Raw genomic sequence first — 16,792 nt, forward strand, 5'->3', positions numbered from 1 at the left:
TTAGCGAGTGATGCCGCGAGTCGAAGACTGGATGGAGTCGCGGAACACCGCTACTTCCGGGAATTGCGCAGAAGGCTCGGCGAGTTCGGCAAGCGCCTGCTCCACGGTCAGGCCCTGGCGGTAGACAATCTTGTAGGCACGACGCAGCGCGTGGATCGCATCTTCGCTGAAGCCCCGACGGCGCATGCCCTCGAAGTTCATGCTCCGGGCTTCAGCCGGGTTGCCGAACACCGTGACATAGGCAGGAACATCCTTGCCGATCGCCGTACCCATGCCTGAAAAGCTGTGGGCGCCGATGTGGCAATACTGGTGAACCAGGGTAAAACCGGAGAGGATCGCCCAGTCTTCCACATGCACATGGCCCGCCAGTGCGGTGTTGTTGACCAGGATGCAGTGGTTGCCGATAACGCTGTCGTGGCCGATGTGGGCATAGGCCATGATCAGGTTGTGATCGCCCAGGGTCGTTTCCGAGCGGTCCTGGATGGTGCCACGGTGAATCGTCACGCCTTCACGGATGACGTTGTGATCACCGATCACCAGGCGGGTTTCCTCGCCCTTGTACTTAAGGTCAGGTGTATCTTCGCCCACCGAGGAAAACTGGTAGATGCGATTGTGCTTACCGATTCGGGTCGGGCCCTTGAGAATCACGTGCGGCCCGATGACTGTCCCCTCGCCGATTTCCACACCTGCGCCGACGATCGACCACGGGCCGACCTCGACGCCGTCAGCCAGAACGGCTGTCGGATCGATGATTGCACGAGGGTCAATCAAACTCATAGCTTGCGTTCCGCACAGATGATCTCAGCCGAGCAGACAGGCTTGCCATCGACCGAAGCCTGGCATTCGAACTTCCAGATCTGACGCTTGCAGCTGATGAACTTGGCTTCAAGGATCAACTGATCACCCGGCAATACCGGCTGGCGGAAGCGCAGCTTGTCGGAACCGACGAAGTAATAGAGCGTGCCGTCGGCCGGTTTCACGTCAAGCATTTTGAAACCAAGGATTCCGGCAGCCTGAGCCATTGCCTCGATGATCAATACGCCCGGCATGATTGGATGCGCAGGGAAGTGACCATTGAAGAACGGTTCGTTGATGCTGACATTCTTGTAGGCACGAATGCGCTTGCCTTCAACATCCAGCTCCACTACCCGGTCCACCAGCAGGAACGGGTAACGGTGAGGCAGGTATTCGCGAATCTCGTTGATGTCCATCATTTCGGGGGGAAGCCTATGTAAAGATTGGGGGCGCGCGACGGGCGCACGCCCCACTAGCAAATCAGGGACGCAGTCTAGCGGCTGCGCGCACTTGATATGGAAATGGTATCAGCCTTCTGATGAAGCATTACCGTCAGGGGTCACTTCCCCTGCCTGCTTTTCCAGCTGTCGCAGACGTCGCGCGATGTCATCGAGCTGACGGATACGTGCCGCGCTTTTGCGCCACTCGGCTGCCGGCTGCATGGCCGTACCGGAAGAATAGGCGCCTGGCTCGGTAATCGAGTGGGTCACCATGGTCATCCCGGTAATGAAAACGTTGTCGCAAATGTCGATGTGTCCCACCAGGCCTACGCCACCGGCGAGCATGCAATGCTTGCCGATTCTGGTGCTGCCGGAGATCCCGACGCACGCCGCCATGGCGGTGTGATCGCCCACCTGAACGTTGTGGGCAATCTGAATCTGGTTATCGAGCTTCACGCCGTTACCGATGACGGTATCGGCCAACGCACCGCGATCTATAGCCGTGTTCACGCCGATTTCAACATCATCGCCGATCAGCACACCACCGATCTGGGCGATTTTCTGCCAGATACCTTTTTCATTGGCAAAACCGAAGCCTTCGCCGCCGAGCACCGCACCGGACTGAATGACGACACGCTTGCCGACGCGCACGTCGTGATACAAGGTCACTCGCGGCGCGAGCCAGCCACCCTCGCCCACCACGCTGCGAGCGCCAATGAAGCAATGCGCGCCGACAGTCGTACCGGCTGCCACCTGCGCACCGCTTTCGATCACCACAAAAGCGCCGATACTCGCCGCCGGGTCGACAACCGCATCCGCCGCGATCACCGCCGTCGGATGAATCCCGGCCGCCGCCTTGGGCTTGGGATCGAACAGGTGAGAAACACGCGCGTAGGCTGCATACGGATCCGGCACCACCAGCACATCCCCGCCATGACCTTCGGCGTCAGCGGCCTTGAGCAACAGGGCTGCTGCCTGACTGCCTGCCAGGTACTTGCGGTATTGGGGGTTTGCAAGAAAGCTCAACTGAGCTGGGCCAGCCTCCTGCAAGGTGGCTAGCCCAGTAATTGCTTTCTCGGGGTCGCCACGTAGCGTGGCGCCGAGGAACTCGGCCAGTTGGCCGAGCTTAATGGTCACGGTCATGGGTTACTTCAGCTGATTCATGCGCTCGATAACCTGGCGAGTGATGTCGTACTGAGGTTTGACATCAATCACTGCGCCACGCTCGAAGACCAGGTCAAAAGCACCTTTCTTGATGACTTCTTCCACAGCGCTGTCCAGTTTCGGCTTGAGCTGCTTCAGCATTTCACGGTCGGCAACGGCTTTGGCTTCGTTCAGCTCCTTGGACTGGAACTGGAAGTCACGGGCCTTTTGCTTGAATTCAAGCTCCAGACGCTCACGCTCGCCCTGCTGCATTTTGTCGCCACCGGCCATCAGACGATCCTGAATGCCCTTGGCGCTGGTTTCCAGCGACTTGAGCTTGGTCAGTTGAGGACCGAACTTCTTCTCGGCATCCACGGCGTATTTCTTGGCCGCGTCGGACTCCAGCAGAGCCATCTGATAGTTCAGAACAGCAATTTTCATGTCGGCGAACGCCGGACCAGCGACCAGTACGCTGGCCAGGAGAACCAATTGAGTCAACTTACGCACGATGCACTCCTACAAAATTCATTGTCGTTATCTTGGGTCAGACGCTTAGAACGTCTGGCCGAGAGAGAATTGGAACACTTGAGTTTCAGCGTCATCCGGTTTCTTGACTGGCATGGCCAGGGCGAAACTCAGAGGCCCCAGTGCGGTGACCCAGGTCACTCCCACACCGACAGAACTGGCCATGTTGCTCAGACTGACATCGTTACACTGCGTATTGGACTTCGACGCAGGGTTGGTGTTGGTCGTCTGCTCGCATTTGGAGTCGAATACGTTACCCACATCCCAGAATACCGAGGTACGCAGGGATCGTTGATCCTTGACGAACGGCAGCGGGAACAGAATCTCTGCACCACCCTGGATCAGGACGTTACCACCGAACGGCAGTGGATCCTGGTCCGGGTCAGCAAGAGTACCCGGGTTGCCCGTTTCGAGTGCGCCGCGGCTCGGAGTACTACGCGGCCCCAGTGTACTGTCCTTGAAGCCACGAACCGAGTTGAAACCACCAGCATAGTAGTTTTCATAGAATGGCAAGCCTTCGGTCGAACCGTAGCCGTCGCCATAACCCAATTCGGTGTGCAGGCGCATGGTGTAGTTTTCACTCAGCGGCTGGAACAACTGACCACGGTAGTCGAGTTTGAAGAACGACAAGTCACTACCCGGCACAGTGACTTCCGCCGTCAAGCTTTGGGAGTGACCACGAGTCGCCAAAACGCCTTTGTTCAGGGTGGACTCGGACCAACCGGCCGAAGCCTTGAAGTTCAGGTACTTGTCGCCTTCCTGGTTAACGAAGTCGAAGATCTCGTCGACGGTGTAAACGCCAGTCTTGATCGTGTCCTGTTGCGCATTCAGGCCGAAGGTCAGACGCGAAGTCTCGCTGATTGGATAACCGACACTCACACCGGCACCCAGGCTGTCCACGGCGTAGCTGGCGACGTCGGTATCGAGTTCGTCATAGTCAGTGGTGCGGTAGAACGCGTTGTAACCCAGGCTCACGCCGTCGGCGGTCCAGTAGGGGTCGACAAAACCGAAGTTATAGCGGGTCTGGTATTCGCTTTTGGTCAAGCCGACGCTGACCTTGTTACCGGTACCCAGGAAGTTGTTCTGGGTGATCGAACCACCGAGGATCAAACCGGCGCTCTGGGCGAAACCGACGCTGGCGGTAATCGAACCGGAGGCTTGTTCTTCAACGCTGTAGTTGACGTCCACCTGGTCATCGACACCCGGCACGGCCGGAGTCTCAACGTTGACTTCCTTGAAGAAGCCCAGACGTTCCAGACGGGTCTTGGACTGATCGATCAGGTAGGTCGAAGCCCAGCCGCCTTCCATCTGGCGCATTTCACGACGCAGCACTTCGTCTTCGGACTTGGTGTTGCCACGGAAGTTGATGCGGTTCACGTAGGCACGCTTGCCCGGATCGACCGCGAACAGGATGTCTACGGTGTGATCTTCTTCGTGCGGTTGAGGCACGCCGTTGACGTTGGCGAAGGTGTAACCCTCGTTCCCCAGGCGACGGGTGATCAGTTCGGAGGTGGTGGTCATCAGCTTGCGCGAGAACACCTGGCCTTTTTGCACCAGCAGCAGGGACTTGACCTGGTCTTCAGGGACTTTCAGGTCACCGCTGAGCTTGACGTCACGAACGGTGTACTTGTCACCTTCGTTGACGTTGACGGTGATGTAGACGTGCTTCTTGTCCGGCGTAATGGAGACCTGGGTCGAAGCGATATCCATGTTGATATAGCCACGGTCCAGGTAGTAGGAACGCAGGCGCTCCAGGTCACCGGACAGTTTCTCACGGGCGTACTTGTCGTCGTTCTTGAAGAACGACAACCAGTTGGTGGTCTTGAGTTCGAACAGGTCGATCAGGTCTTCATCAGGGAAAACCGTGTTGCCCACAACGTTGATGTGCTGGATAGCCGCAACGGTGCCTTCGTTGATGTTGACCTTCAGGCCGACGCGGTTACGCGGCTGTGGCACCACTTCGGTGTCGACGGTAGCCGAGTAGCGACCCTGGGCGACGTACTGGCGTTGCAGTTCGTTACGCACACCTTCAAGGGTGGCACGCTGGAAGATCTCGCCTTCGGCCAGACCGGATTGTTTGAGGCCTTTCATCAAGTCTTCGGTAGAGATCGCCTTGTTACCTTCGATCTCGATACTGGCGACCGACGGACGCTCGACTACCGTGATGACCAGGACGTTGCCATCGCGGCCCAGCTGGATATCTTGAAAGAAACCGGTTTTGAACAACGCACGAGTGGATTCCACCAGGCGACGATCATCCGCCTGTTCACCGACGTTCAACGGCAAAGCACCAAAGACGCTACCCGCGGAGACCCGCTGGAGGCCATTGACGCGAATATCAGAGATAGTGAAGGACTCGGCGTGAACTTCGGCGATCATCAATACGGTGAGAACCGCAGTTAGCAGCAGACGTTTCATGAAGTCCTTTCTTATTCCAACTGGCAATAAACAAACTGCCGCAAAATGCGGCAGATTCGCAATTCAGCGAAGCGTTACAGTCGACCCAGATCATTGACAAGAGCAAGCAACATCACCCCAATCACCAAACTGATGCCGATCTGTATCCCCCAACCTTGCACCCGATCTGACAAGGGACGACCACGCACCCACTCGATCAGATAAAACAACAAATGCCCCCCATCCAGTACCGGAATGGGCAACAAATTCAGAACGCCCAAGCTAATACTCAGATAAGCAAGGAAATTCAGGAAATCAGCAACACCCGACTGGGCCGAAGCGCCCGCCACTTTAGCAATGGTTATCGGTCCACTCAAGTTTTTTACCGAGAGCTCACCGAACAACATTTTCTTCAGTGAATCGAGGGTCAGCACGCTCATGGTCCAGGTGCGTCGTGCCCCTTCGCCAATTGCTGCCAATGGCCCGTAGCTGACCTCGCGGATCATCTCCGGCGGCCAGTCGATCGCTTTCACCCCTGCCCCCAAATAACCGCTGGGCGATTTGCTCTCGCCGCGAGCGGCAAGCGTCACAGGGACGTCGATTTGAGCACCGTCGCGCTCAACCCGCAGCATGATTTTGGTATCGGGATGCTTACGGACGGTATCGACAACCTGCTGCCAGTCATCCAGAGCACGGCCATCAAGCGCCAGCAACCGATCACCGGTCTTCAGGCCGGCAGCCTGAGCCGGCCCCTTTGGATCGAATTCGGCCAGGACAGGCGGCAATGCCGGACGCCACGGACGAATCCCCAATGAATGGATAGGATCGGGCTCATCAGCCCCTTTGAGCCATTTGTCCAGCGCAAGTTCACGAGGAGAATCGGTCGTGGAGCCTTGTTCGCGCACCAATACCTGCAATGAACCGCTCTCGCCCAGGCGACGCACCAGTTGCAGATTCACCGCCGCCCAGCCGGAAGTCGCCTCGCCATCAATGGCCACGATTTCCTGGCCGGGGCTCAAACCCGCCTTGGCTGCAATACTGCCGGACTCGACAGCGCCGATGACCGGACGCACCTGCTCGCTGCCGAGCATCGCCAACGCCCAGAAGAACACCAATGCCAACAGGAAGTTGGCTATCGGCCCCGCCGCTACGATGGCTATGCGCTGACGAACGGATTTGCGATTGAAGGACTGGTCGATCTGGTCGAGCGGCACTTCACCCTCGCGCTCGTCGAGCATCTTGACGTAGCCACCCAACGGGATGGCGGCGACGACAAATTCGGTGCCCTGCTTGTCATGCCAGCGCAGCAAAGGCATGCCGAAACCTACGGAGAAGCGCAGCACCTTGACCCCACAGCGACGCGCGACCCAAAAATGGCCGAACTCGTGGAAGGTAACCAGCACACCCAGAGCGACCAGGGTGCCGACAATCATATAGAGCGCGCTCATCTACTTTCTCCGCATTCCTATCCGCTGCTGCGTGGGCCAACTATCCACAGCATTTACCGCCCGTGACGGCTCAACCATTGTCCGGCCAGCAATCGCGCCTTCGCGTCTGCCGTGAACACTGCATCGAGATCATCCACAGCCACTACGGGCTCCAGATTCAGTACTTCCTCGATGATACTCGCGATTTCCGGGTAACGAACCCGTTCGTCGAGAAATGCCGCCACCGCCACTTCGTTCGCCGCATTGAGCATGGCCGGCGCGCTGTTACCCGCTTCGGCCGCCTGACGGGCCAGACGCAGGCAAGGGAAACGCTCTTCATCGGGCGCCTGGAAGTCCAGCCGCGCAATGGCAAACAGATCCAGCGGCGCCACACCCGAATCGATCCGCTCCGGCCAGGCCAGGGCATTGGCGATAGGCGTGCGCATGTCCGGATTACCCAGCTGTGCCAGAACGGAACCATCGACGTAGTCGACCAGCGAATGGATCACACTTTGTGGGTGAATCACCACCTCGACCTGGGATGGCCTGGCATCGAACAGCCAGCAGGCTTCGATCAACTCAAGCCCCTTGTTCATCATGCTGGCCGAGTCCACGGAGATTTTTCGCCCCATGGACCAGTTCGGATGAGCACACGCCTGATCGGGAGAAACATGCGCCAGCTCAGCCATTGGCGTCTGCCGGAACGGACCGCCTGAAGCCGTCAGCAAAATCCGGCGCACACCGACCGACTCAAGGCCACGGGCATAATCCAGCGGCATGCACTGGAAAATGGCGTTGTGCTCGCTATCGATCGGCAGCAACACCGAACCGCTCTTGCGCACGGCCTGCATGAACAGCGCGCCGGACATGACCAGCGCTTCTTTATTAGCCAGGAGGATCTTCTTGCCAGCCTCGACCGCCGCCAGTGTCGGACGCAATCCCGCCGCGCCGACGATGGCCGCCATGACCGTATCGACTTCCGGATCGGAAGCGACCTGGCACAAACCCTCCTCGCCCACCAGGACACGGGTCGAAAGACCCGCCGCGCGCAAATCATCCTGCAGGGTACGGGCAGCTGCGACTTCAGGTACCACGGCAAATCGCGGGACATGGCGCACGCAAAGCGCCAGCAGCTCACTCAAGCGGGTGAAGCCAGTCAAGGCAAAGACCTGATATCGATCCGGGTGACGAGCGATGACGTCGAGCGTACTCAGGCCAATCGAGCCGGTCGCGCCCAGAACGGTAATCTGTTGCGGGCGGCTCACGGGGCGGCCATCCACAGCAGCACCGCAAACAGCGGAATCGCTGCCGTCAGGCTATCGATACGATCCAGCACGCCGCCGTGACCCGGAAGCAGATTGCTGCTGTCCTTGATCCCGGATTGACGCTTGAACATGCTTTCAGTGAGATCACCCACCACCGAAATGAACACGATCAGCGCGGCACCGATCAACCCCTTGAACAGTTCGGCCACCGTCCAGTCGCGCACCAAAGCAACGATTGTGGTAATCACCAGGCTCAACGCCAGACCACCGTACACGCCTTCCCAGCTTTTGCCCGGACTGACCTGCGGTGCGAGCTTGCGCTTGCCGAAAGCACGACCGGAGAAGTAGGCGCCAATATCGGCCCCCCAAACCAACACCATCACTGCCATGATCAGCCAGTTACCCAGCGGGTATTGCTTGATCTGCACCAGGCCTTGCCAGGCCGGCAGGAGAATCAGCAGGCCGATCACCAACTTGGTCGCCGCATTGGACCAATGCTCGCTCGAACGCGGATAGGTCAGCACCAGATACGTCGCCACTGCCCACCACAGCACCGAAGCGCCCAATACCCAAGGCGCAAGACCGGGCAGGATGTACATGAGGAACAGCGCCAAAGCGACCACAGCGGCATAGCCGACGCGGAACGCTTGAGCGGCAAAACCCGCCAGACGCGCCCATTCCCAGGCACCAAGGGTCACGACCAGCCCGATGAACAGTGCAAAACCGGAACCTTCAAGCAGGAAAAACCCGCACAGGGCAATCGGTAGCAGGATCAGCGCGGTGATGATTCGTTGTTTAAGCATTAAACCCGGGCTCCAGCCTCGACCTGCTCGCTCGTTTTACCGAAGCGGCGCTGGCGGGAAGCGTAATCGGCCAGCGCATTGCGCATGGCATCGTGTTTGAAGTCCGGCCAGAACAGGTCGGAGAAATACAGCTCGGCATAGGCCAGCTGCCAGAGCAGGAAGTTGCTGATGCGGTGCTCGCCGCCGGTACGGATACACAGGTCCGGCAGCGGCAGGTCGCCCGTGGCCAGGCAGGTCTGCAGCAGATCGGGCGTGATGTCTTCCGGACGCAGGTGTCCGGCCTGGACCTCTCGCGCCAGTCGTTGCGCTGCTTGCGCGATATCCCACTGACCGCCGTAATTGGCGGCTATCTGCAGGACAAATCGATTGGCGCCGGCCGTCATTGCCTCGGCTTCACGCATGGCAGCCTGCAGCTCTGGATGAAAACGCGAGCGATCGCCAATGATGCGCAGGCTGATGTTGTTGTCGTTGAGGCGCTTGGCCTCTCGACGCAGCGCCTTGAAGAACAGATCCATCAAAGCGCTGACCTCATCGGCCGGACGCTGCCAGTTCTCGCTGGAAAAGGCGAACAGGGTCAGCACTTCGACCTTGGCCTCGGCACAAACTTCAATGACGGCACGCACCGCATCCACGCCCGCTTTATGCCCGGCGACACCCGGCATAAAGCGTTTTTTCGCCCAGCGATTGTTACCATCCATGATGATCGCGACATGGCGCGGCACCGCGGACGGTGCAGACTGCTTGGTCTTTTCCATGAAAACGCGACCCTTATACGGCCATCAGGTCTTTTTCTTTCTGCGCCAGGTCCGCGTCGATTTTAGCCACGAACTTCTTGGTCAGATCATCGATCTCGCCAGTCGCACGACGCTCCTCGTCTTCGCTGATCTCTTTTTCCTTGACCAGATCCTTGAGCTGGCTGTTGGCATCGCGACGGATGTTGCGCACGGCAACACGGGCATCTTCAGCGACGTCACGAGCCTGCTTGGTGAAGCCCTTGCGGGTTTCTTCGGTCAGGGCAGGCATGGAGATCAGCAGCAGTTCGCCGAGGTTGGTCGGGTTCAGGTTCAGACCCGCGCTACCGATCGCCTTGTCGACGGCACCCAGCATGTTGCGCTCGAAAGCAACGACTTGCAGGGTACGGGCGTCCTTGACGGTGATGTTGGCCACTTGCTTGATCGGGGTGTCGGAGCCGTAGTACGGCACCATCACGCCTTCCAGGATGCTCGGGTGCGCCTGGCCGGTACGAATGCGGCCGAAGTTGTGCGCCAGCGACTCCACGGATTTCTGCATGCGCTCTTGAGCGTCTTTCTTGATTTCGTTGATCATTGTGCGCCTTCCTCGATCAGGGTCCCTTCAGCGCCGCCGTGTACGATATTCAGCAGGGCGCCGGGCTTGTTCATGTTAAATACGCGTAGTGGCATCTTGTGGTCGCGGCACAAGCAAATGGCCGTCAGATCCATCACACCCAGCTTGCGATCCAGCACTTCATCATAAGTCAGATGATCGAACTTCTCGGCATGCGGGTCTTTGAACGGGTCAGCGGTGTAGACGCCATCGACCTTGGTCGCCTTGAGCACGACGTCGGCATCGATTTCGATTGCACGCAGACAGGCTGCCGAATCCGTCGTAAAGAACGGGTTGCCGGTACCGGCCGCGAAAATCACCACGTCCTTGGAGTTCAGGTGGCGCATGGCCTTGCGACGATCGTAGTGATCGGTCACGCCAACCATGGAAATAGCGGACATCACGATGGCCGAGATGTTGGCGCGCTCGAGAGCGTCGCGCATGGCCAGGGCGTTCATCACAGTGGCCAGCATGCCCATGTGGTCGCCGGTGACACGGTCCATGCCAGCCTTGCTCAGCGCTTCACCGCGGAACAGGTTGCCACCACCGATAACCAGACCGACCTGAACACCGATGCCGACCAGTTGGCCAACTTCCAATGCCATGCGATCCAGAACTTTCGGATCGATCCCGAACTCTTCCGAGCCCATCAGGGCCTCGCCGCTAAGCTTGAGTAGAATGCGTTTATAGCGAGCCTGATAACCACTGCCCTGCTGAGCCATTGCGAATCTCTCCTGCGGCGTATTTTAAAAATTCTTTGCGAGCTGTTTACAGCTGGCGTTCAATCTAGCTTGGCGCTGCTTCAGCGCCATCGGAACATGGCTTTGTAAGCCAGTTCCAAAGGGAAACCAAATAAAAATTGATACCCCATCTGAAAAGAGGCTGCGCGCGTGAGCGGGCAGCCTCTTCTGGGCGACAGTTAAAAAACCGTCTTATTGCTTGGCGGCAGCCAGCTGGGCAGCAACTTCTTCTGCGAAGTTGTCCACTGGCTTCTCGATGCCTTCGCCTACTTTGAAGTAAGTGAAGGAAACGATTTCAGCGCCAGCTTTCTTGGCCAGTTCGCCGACCTTGATTTCAGGGTTCTTGACGAAAGCCTGCTCAACCAGGCTGGCTTCGGCCAGGAACTTGCTGATACGGCCTTTGACCATGTTTTCAACGATGTTTTCCGGCTTGCCGGCGATCTTGTCAGCGTTCAGCGTCAGGAACACGCCTTTCTCGCGCTCGATCGCTTCAGCGGAAACTTCCGATGGCAGCAGGAATTCAGGATTGGTAGCCGCTACGTGCATAGCGATGTCCTTGGCCAGCTCAACACTGCCGCCTTTCAGGACAACTGCAACACCGATCTTGTTGCCGTGCAGGTAGCCACCGACAACGTCACCTTCAACGCGTGTCAGACGACGGATGTTGACGTTTTCGCCAACCTTGCCGACCAGTACCAGGCGAGCAGTTTCTTGAGCTTCGATCAGCGGAGCAACATCAGTCAGCTTGTCGGCGAACGCTTTTTCAACGCTTGCTGCAACAAATTCCTTGAAGTCGTCCTGCAGGGCCAGGAAGTCGGTCTGCGAGTTCACTTCCAGCAGAACGGCGGATTTACCGTCTTCCTTCAGAGCGATAGCGCCTTCAGCGGCAACGTTGCCGGCTTTCTTGGCAGCCTTGATGGCGCCCGAAGCGCGCATGTCATCAATGGCTTTCTCGATGTCGCCGCCAGCCTTGGTCAAGGCCTTTTTGCAGTCCATCATGCCTTCGCCAGTACGCTCGCGCAGTTCTTTGACCAACGCTGCAGTAATCTCTGCCATTTCAAAATCCTCTTGGATAGGTTTTCAACCATTCCACCCGATCGAACGGGCGATCAATTCTTCCCGAACCACCCTTGTTAGCTGCCGCACGTTACAGATAGAGCAGTGGGCGCCGACAAATGGTTTTCGAGGTGGCAAAAAGGGGGCCAAGCCCCCTTTTTGCTTACTGAGTCAACGCCAGGGCGTCAATTACTCAGCTGCAGCCTGAGTTTCTTCAGCTGCGAACTCAACGGTGCCGCCGGCAACATTGTTGCGACCGCGGATGACAGCGTCAGCCATCGAACCCATGTACAGCTGGATAGCGCGGATTGCGTCATCGTTGCCTGGGATGATGTAGTCAACGCCTTCCGGGCTGCTGTTGGTATCGACTACGCCGATAACCGGGATGCCCAGCTTGTTGGCTTCGGTGATAGCGATGCGCTCGTGATCAACGTCGATAACGAACAGAGCGTCTGGCAGACCGCCCATGTCCTTGATACCACCCAGGGAACGATCCAGCTTTTCCAGGTCACGAGTGCGCATCAGCGCTTCTTTCTTGGTCAGCTTGGCGAAAGTACCGTCTTCGGCTTGAACTTCAAGGTCACGCAGACGCTTGATGGAAGCACGGATGGTCTTGAAGTTGGTCAGCATGCCGCCCAACCAGCGGTGATCGACGTACGGCGAACCGCAACGTGCTGCTTCTTCAGCAACGATCTTGCCAGCGGAACGCTTGGTGCCGACGAACAGAATCTTGTTTTTGCCCTGGGCCAGACGCTCTACGAAAGTCAGAGCTTCGTTGAACATTGGCAGGGTTTTTTCAAGGTTGATGATGTGGATCTTGTTACGCGCGCCGAAAATGTACTTGCCCATTTTCGGGTTCCAGTAACGGGTCTGGTGACCGAAGTGCACACCGGCCTTCAGCATATCGCGCATGTTGACTTGGGACATGATAGTTCCTTAATAAGTCGGGTTTGGCCTCCACGTATCCCAATGACCAACCAGCAGCATCAGCTGAAGGCACCCAGGTCATCGTGTCGACACGTGTGTGGATTTAGGCTTTACGGGACATCCCCGGAAAGCGGCGCATTTTATACCATAAGGCAGGGCAAAACGGAACCCGGATTCTGAAATCCTGGCGAGCGTTTTGCTCAATCCCTTGGAATCCGCCAAGAATGCACCATTCTATAGAGAGAAGCGATGCACACAGGCGCAGATTTGCGCTGCTCGTCTGGTAGAATCGCATTTTTCAGGGCCGCGAAGTTCGATCGCGCAATGCCCTTTCCGTTTAGAAAGCGCCGCCTGGCGCAGAGAGAGCCTGTATGACCGTCACCCTCAAAACCCCCGAGGATATCGCCAAAATGCGTATCGCCGGCAAACTGGCCGCCGATGTGCTGGAAATGATTGCCGAATACGTCAAGCCGGGCGTTACCACCGACCAACTGAACCAGATCTGCCACGACTACATCGTCAATGAGCAGAAAGCCATCCCTGCCCCGCTCAACTACAAGGGCTATCCAAAGTCGATCTGCACGTCGATCAACCATGTGGTCTGCCATGGCATCCCGAACGACAAGCCGCTCAAGGATGGCGACACCCTGAACATCGACGTCACCGTCATCAAGGACGGTTACCACGGCGATACCAGCCGCATGTTCCACGTCGGCACCGTGCCGGTCTGGGCCGAGCGCCTGTCCCAGGTGACCCAGGAATGCATGTACAAGGCGATCGAGATCGTCAAGCCCGGCTGCCGCCTGGGCGACATCGGCGAAATCATCCAGAAGCACGCGGAAAAGAACGGCTTCTCGGTGGTTCGTGAATTCTGCGGCCATGGTATCGGCAAGGTGTTCCACGAAGAGCCGCAGATCCTGCACTACGGCCGAGCCGGCACCGGAATGGAACTCAAGGCTGGCATGACTTTCACCATCGAGCCGATGATCAACCAGGGCCGTGCCGACACCAAGGTACTGGGCGATGGCTGGACCGCAATCACCAAGGACCGCAAGCTCTCGGCACAGTGGGAACACACCCTGCTGGTGACCGAAACCGGTTACGAGATCTTCACCTTGCGCAGCGATGACACCATCCCTCGCGTTTCGGCCTGATCCCGTTACCGTACATCGCCTATAGAAAGGAAAGCCAATCGATGCCGCAGGTGGATCCCGAACTCTTCGACCGCGGCCAGTTCCAGGCTGAACTGGCCCTGAAGGCAAGCCCGATCTCGGCCTTCAAGAAGGCGATCCGCCAGGCCCGCGAAGTGCTCGACACGCGCTTTCGCAACGGCCGGGACATTCGCCGGCTGATCGAGGATCGCGCCTGGTTCGTCGACAACATCCTGCAAAAGGCCTGGGAGCAGTTCAGCTGGAGCGAGGACGCCGACATCGCACTGGTCGCGGTCGGCGGCTACGGCCGTGGCGAATTGCACCCCTATTCCGACATCGATTTGCTGATCCTGCTGGACAGCGCCGACCACGAGGTTTTCCGCGATTCCATCGAGCGTTTTCTGACGCTGTTGTGGGACATCGGCCTGGAAGTCGGTCAGAGCGTTCGTTCGGTCGACGAGTGCGCCGTCGAGGCCCGCGCCGACCTGACGGTCGTCACCAACCTGATGGAAAGCCGCACCATCGCCGGCCCCGAGCATTTGCGCCAGCGCATGCTGGACGTCACCGGTACCGGGCACATGTGGCCGAGCAAGGACTTCTTCCTGGCCAAGCGTGCCGAACAAAAGGCTCGCCACCACAAGTACAACGACACCGAATACAACCTGGAACCCAACGTCAAAGGCTCACCCGGCGGCCTGCGGGATATCCAGACGATTCTGTGGGTAGCCCGTCGCGAGTACGGCACCCTGAACCTGCGGGCACTGGCTGGGGAAGGGTTCCTGGTGGAGAGTGAAAACGCCCTGCTCGCCTCCTCCCAGGAGTTCCTGTGGAAGGTTCGCTATGCCCTGCACATGTTGGCTGGCCGCTCCGAAGACCGCCTGCTGTTCGATCACCAGCGCACCATTGCCGGGCTGCTGGGCTTCAAAGGCGACGACGCCAAGCAAGCCATCGAAAACTTCATGCAGCAGTATTACCGGGTGGTCATGAGCATCGCCCAGCTCAGCGACCTGATCATCCAGCACTTCGAGGAAGTCATCCTCGCACCGGAAGACGAATCACCACCGCAGCCGATCAACTCGCGGTTCCAGTTGCATGACGGCTACATCGAGGCACGCAACGACAACGTTTTCCGCCGCACGCCGTTCGCCATGCTCGAAATCTTCGTGCTGATGGCCCAGCAGCCGGAAATCAAGGGCGTGCGCGCCGACACCATTCGCCTGCTGCGGGAACACCGCCACCTGATCGACGACGACTTCCGCAACGATATTCGCAACACCAGCCTGTTTATCGAATTGTTCAAATGCAAGATCGGCATCCACCGCAACCTGCGGCGCATGAATCGTTACGGCATCCTGGGGCGTTACCTGCCCGAATTCGGTTTCATCGTCGGGCAGATGCAACACGACCTGTTTCACATCTATACAGTCGATGCCCACACCCTGAACCTGATCAAGCACCTGCGTAAGTTGCAGTACACCCAGGTGTCGGAAAAATTCCCGCTGGCCAGCAAGCTCATGGGAAAACTGCCCAAACCCGAGCTGATCTACATGGCCGGCCTGTACCACGACATCGGCAAAGGCCGACATGGCGACCACTCGGACATCGGAGCGGTCGATGCCGAGGCGTTTTGCCAGCGCCATCAGCTGCCAGTGTGGGACAGCCGCCTGATCGTGTGGCTGGTGCAGAACCACCTGGTGATGTCGACCACCGCCCAGCGCAAGGACTTGTCCGACCCGCAGGTGATCCACGATTTCGCCCAGATCGTCGGCGACGAAACCCGCCTCGACTACCTGTATGTGCTCACCGTCTCCGACATCAACGCCACCAACCCGACCCTGTGGAACTCCTGGCGCGCCAGCCTGCTGCGCCAGCTCTACACCGAGACCAAGCGCGCCCTGCGTCGCGGCCTGGAGAACCCGGTGGATCGCGAAGAGCAGATCCGCCAGACCCAGAGCGCCGCCCTGGATATCCTGGTGCGCGGCGGCACCGACCCGGACGACGTCGAGCAGTTGTGGGCGCAGCTGGGTGACGACTATTTCCTGCGCCACACCGCCGGCGACGTCGCCTGGCACAGTGACGCGATCCTCCAGCAACCGGCCGACGGCGGACCACTGGTGCTGATCAAGGAAACCACCCAGCGCGAGTTCGAAGGTGGCACGCAGATCTTCATCTACGCCCCTGACCAGCACGACTTCTTTGCCGTGACCGTGGCCGCGATGGACCAGCTCAACCTGAACATCCACGACGCCCGGGTCATCACCTCCAGCAGCCAGTTCACCCTCGACACCTATATCGTGCTCGACACCGACGGCGACTCGATTGGCGATAACCCGGCGCGGGTCAAACAGATCCGCGAGGGCCTGACCGAAGCCCTGCGCAACCCGGACAACTACCCGACCATCATCCAGCGCCGGGTACCGCGCCAGCTCAAGCATTTCGCCTTTGCGCCACAGGTGACGATCCACAACGACGCCCAGCGCCCGGTGACAGTGCTGGAACTCACGGCGCCCGACCGCCCGGGCCTGCTGGCGCGCATTGGCACGATCTTCCTGGAGTTCGACCTGTCGTTGCAGAACGCCAAGATCGCCACCCTCGGCGAGCGCGTGGAAGACGTGTTCTTCATCACCGACGCCAACAATCAGCCGCTGTCCGACCCGCTGCTGTGCAGCCGCCTGCAGGATGCGATCGTCGAACAACTGAGCGTCAACCAGGAACCTGATATCAAACTGTCGCGCATCAGCATCTGAATCAACACATTTCCCCTGTGGGAGCCCCCTCG

The 16,792-nt window shown here is 58.6% G+C and carries 15 protein-coding genes; 2 read left to right on the forward strand and 13 right to left on the reverse strand.

The genetic code is table 11. From position 1 onward, the window contains the following. From lpxA to rpsB, 13 genes are all read right to left on the reverse strand, one after another. Window positions 1–777 carry an acyl-ACP--UDP-N-acetylglucosamine O-acyltransferase gene (lpxA, locus tag ACM6G4_RS13470; RefSeq protein ID WP_056720968.1) on the reverse strand — a complete coding sequence of 259 codons (777 nt, stop codon included), beginning with the start codon at window positions 775–777 and terminating at the stop codon, window positions 1–3. Continuing rightward, entirely contained in the window at window positions 774–1,214 is a 441-nt protein-coding gene (gene fabZ, locus ACM6G4_RS13475) for a 3-hydroxyacyl-ACP dehydratase FabZ (protein WP_007978374.1), read from the reverse strand. Before fabZ ends, lpxA begins: the two co-directional genes overlap by 4 nt. 108 nt (window positions 1,215–1,322) lie before the next feature. Further along, on the reverse strand, window positions 1,323–2,378 hold the full coding sequence (gene lpxD / locus ACM6G4_RS13480) for a UDP-3-O-(3-hydroxymyristoyl)glucosamine N-acyltransferase (protein WP_414913867.1): 1,056 nt from the start codon (window positions 2,376–2,378) through the stop codon (window positions 1,323–1,325). 3 nt (window positions 2,379–2,381) lie between these two features. Then, entirely contained in the window at window positions 2,382–2,885 is a 504-nt protein-coding gene (locus ACM6G4_RS13485) for an OmpH family outer membrane protein (protein ID WP_056720972.1), read from the reverse strand. Between the two features lie 45 nt (window positions 2,886–2,930). After that, window positions 2,931–5,321 (reverse strand): outer membrane protein assembly factor BamA, encoded by a 2,391-nt coding sequence (gene bamA / locus ACM6G4_RS13490; RefSeq protein ID WP_056720974.1) that lies wholly within the window; start codon window positions 5,319–5,321, stop codon window positions 2,931–2,933. Between the two features lie 74 nt (window positions 5,322–5,395). After that, window positions 5,396–6,748, reverse strand: a complete 1,353-nt coding sequence (gene rseP, locus ACM6G4_RS13495; protein ID WP_414913868.1) for a sigma E protease regulator RseP — start codon at window positions 6,746–6,748, stop codon at window positions 5,396–5,398. A 53-nt stretch (window positions 6,749–6,801) separates the two neighbouring features. Further along, window positions 6,802–7,992, reverse strand: coding sequence for a 1-deoxy-D-xylulose-5-phosphate reductoisomerase (ispC, locus tag ACM6G4_RS13500; RefSeq protein ID WP_056720978.1), 1,191 nt, complete (start codon window positions 7,990–7,992; stop codon window positions 6,802–6,804). Then, window positions 7,989–8,795: a phosphatidate cytidylyltransferase gene (locus tag ACM6G4_RS13505; protein ID WP_056720980.1), complete on the reverse strand. Its 807-nt coding sequence runs from the start codon at window positions 8,793–8,795 to the stop codon at window positions 7,989–7,991. The genes ispC and ACM6G4_RS13505 overlap by 4 nt, the downstream gene beginning before the upstream one ends. Beyond that, window positions 8,795–9,550, reverse strand: a complete 756-nt coding sequence (gene uppS, locus ACM6G4_RS13510; protein ID WP_046041127.1) for a polyprenyl diphosphate synthase — start codon at window positions 9,548–9,550, stop codon at window positions 8,795–8,797. Before uppS ends, ACM6G4_RS13505 begins: the two co-directional genes overlap by 1 nt. A gap of 13 nt (window positions 9,551–9,563) precedes the next feature. Next, window positions 9,564–10,121: a ribosome recycling factor gene (gene frr, locus ACM6G4_RS13515; protein WP_008000041.1), complete on the reverse strand. Its 558-nt coding sequence runs from the start codon at window positions 10,119–10,121 to the stop codon at window positions 9,564–9,566. Then, complete coding sequence (gene pyrH / locus ACM6G4_RS13520) at window positions 10,118–10,861, reverse strand: UMP kinase (protein WP_056720982.1); 744 nt, start codon at window positions 10,859–10,861, stop codon at window positions 10,118–10,120. Before pyrH ends, frr begins: the two co-directional genes overlap by 4 nt. Window positions 10,862–11,071: 210 nt before the next feature. Then, window positions 11,072–11,935, reverse strand: a complete 864-nt coding sequence (tsf, locus tag ACM6G4_RS13525; protein ID WP_414913869.1) for a translation elongation factor Ts — start codon at window positions 11,933–11,935, stop codon at window positions 11,072–11,074. A gap of 189 nt (window positions 11,936–12,124) precedes the next feature. Continuing rightward, complete coding sequence (rpsB, locus tag ACM6G4_RS13530; protein WP_008052780.1) at window positions 12,125–12,862, reverse strand: 30S ribosomal protein S2; 738 nt, start codon at window positions 12,860–12,862, stop codon at window positions 12,125–12,127. A gap of 371 nt (window positions 12,863–13,233) precedes the next feature. On the opposite strand from rpsB, the gene map reads away from it, so the two are divergent. After that, window positions 13,234–14,016, forward strand: coding sequence for a type I methionyl aminopeptidase (gene map / locus ACM6G4_RS13535; protein ID WP_008057306.1), 783 nt, complete (start codon window positions 13,234–13,236; stop codon window positions 14,014–14,016). Window positions 14,017–14,057: 41 nt separating this feature from the next. Further along, a complete protein-coding gene (locus ACM6G4_RS13540) occupies window positions 14,058–16,760 on the forward strand; it encodes a [protein-PII] uridylyltransferase (RefSeq protein WP_056720984.1) in 2,703 nt (900 codons plus the stop codon). Window positions 16,761–16,792: the final 32 nt, after the last annotated feature.

Source organism: Pseudomonas sp. IT-P258, assembly GCF_949767825.1.
Taxonomy (GTDB): Bacteria; Pseudomonadota; Gammaproteobacteria; order Pseudomonadales; family Pseudomonadaceae; genus Aquipseudomonas; species Aquipseudomonas monachiensis.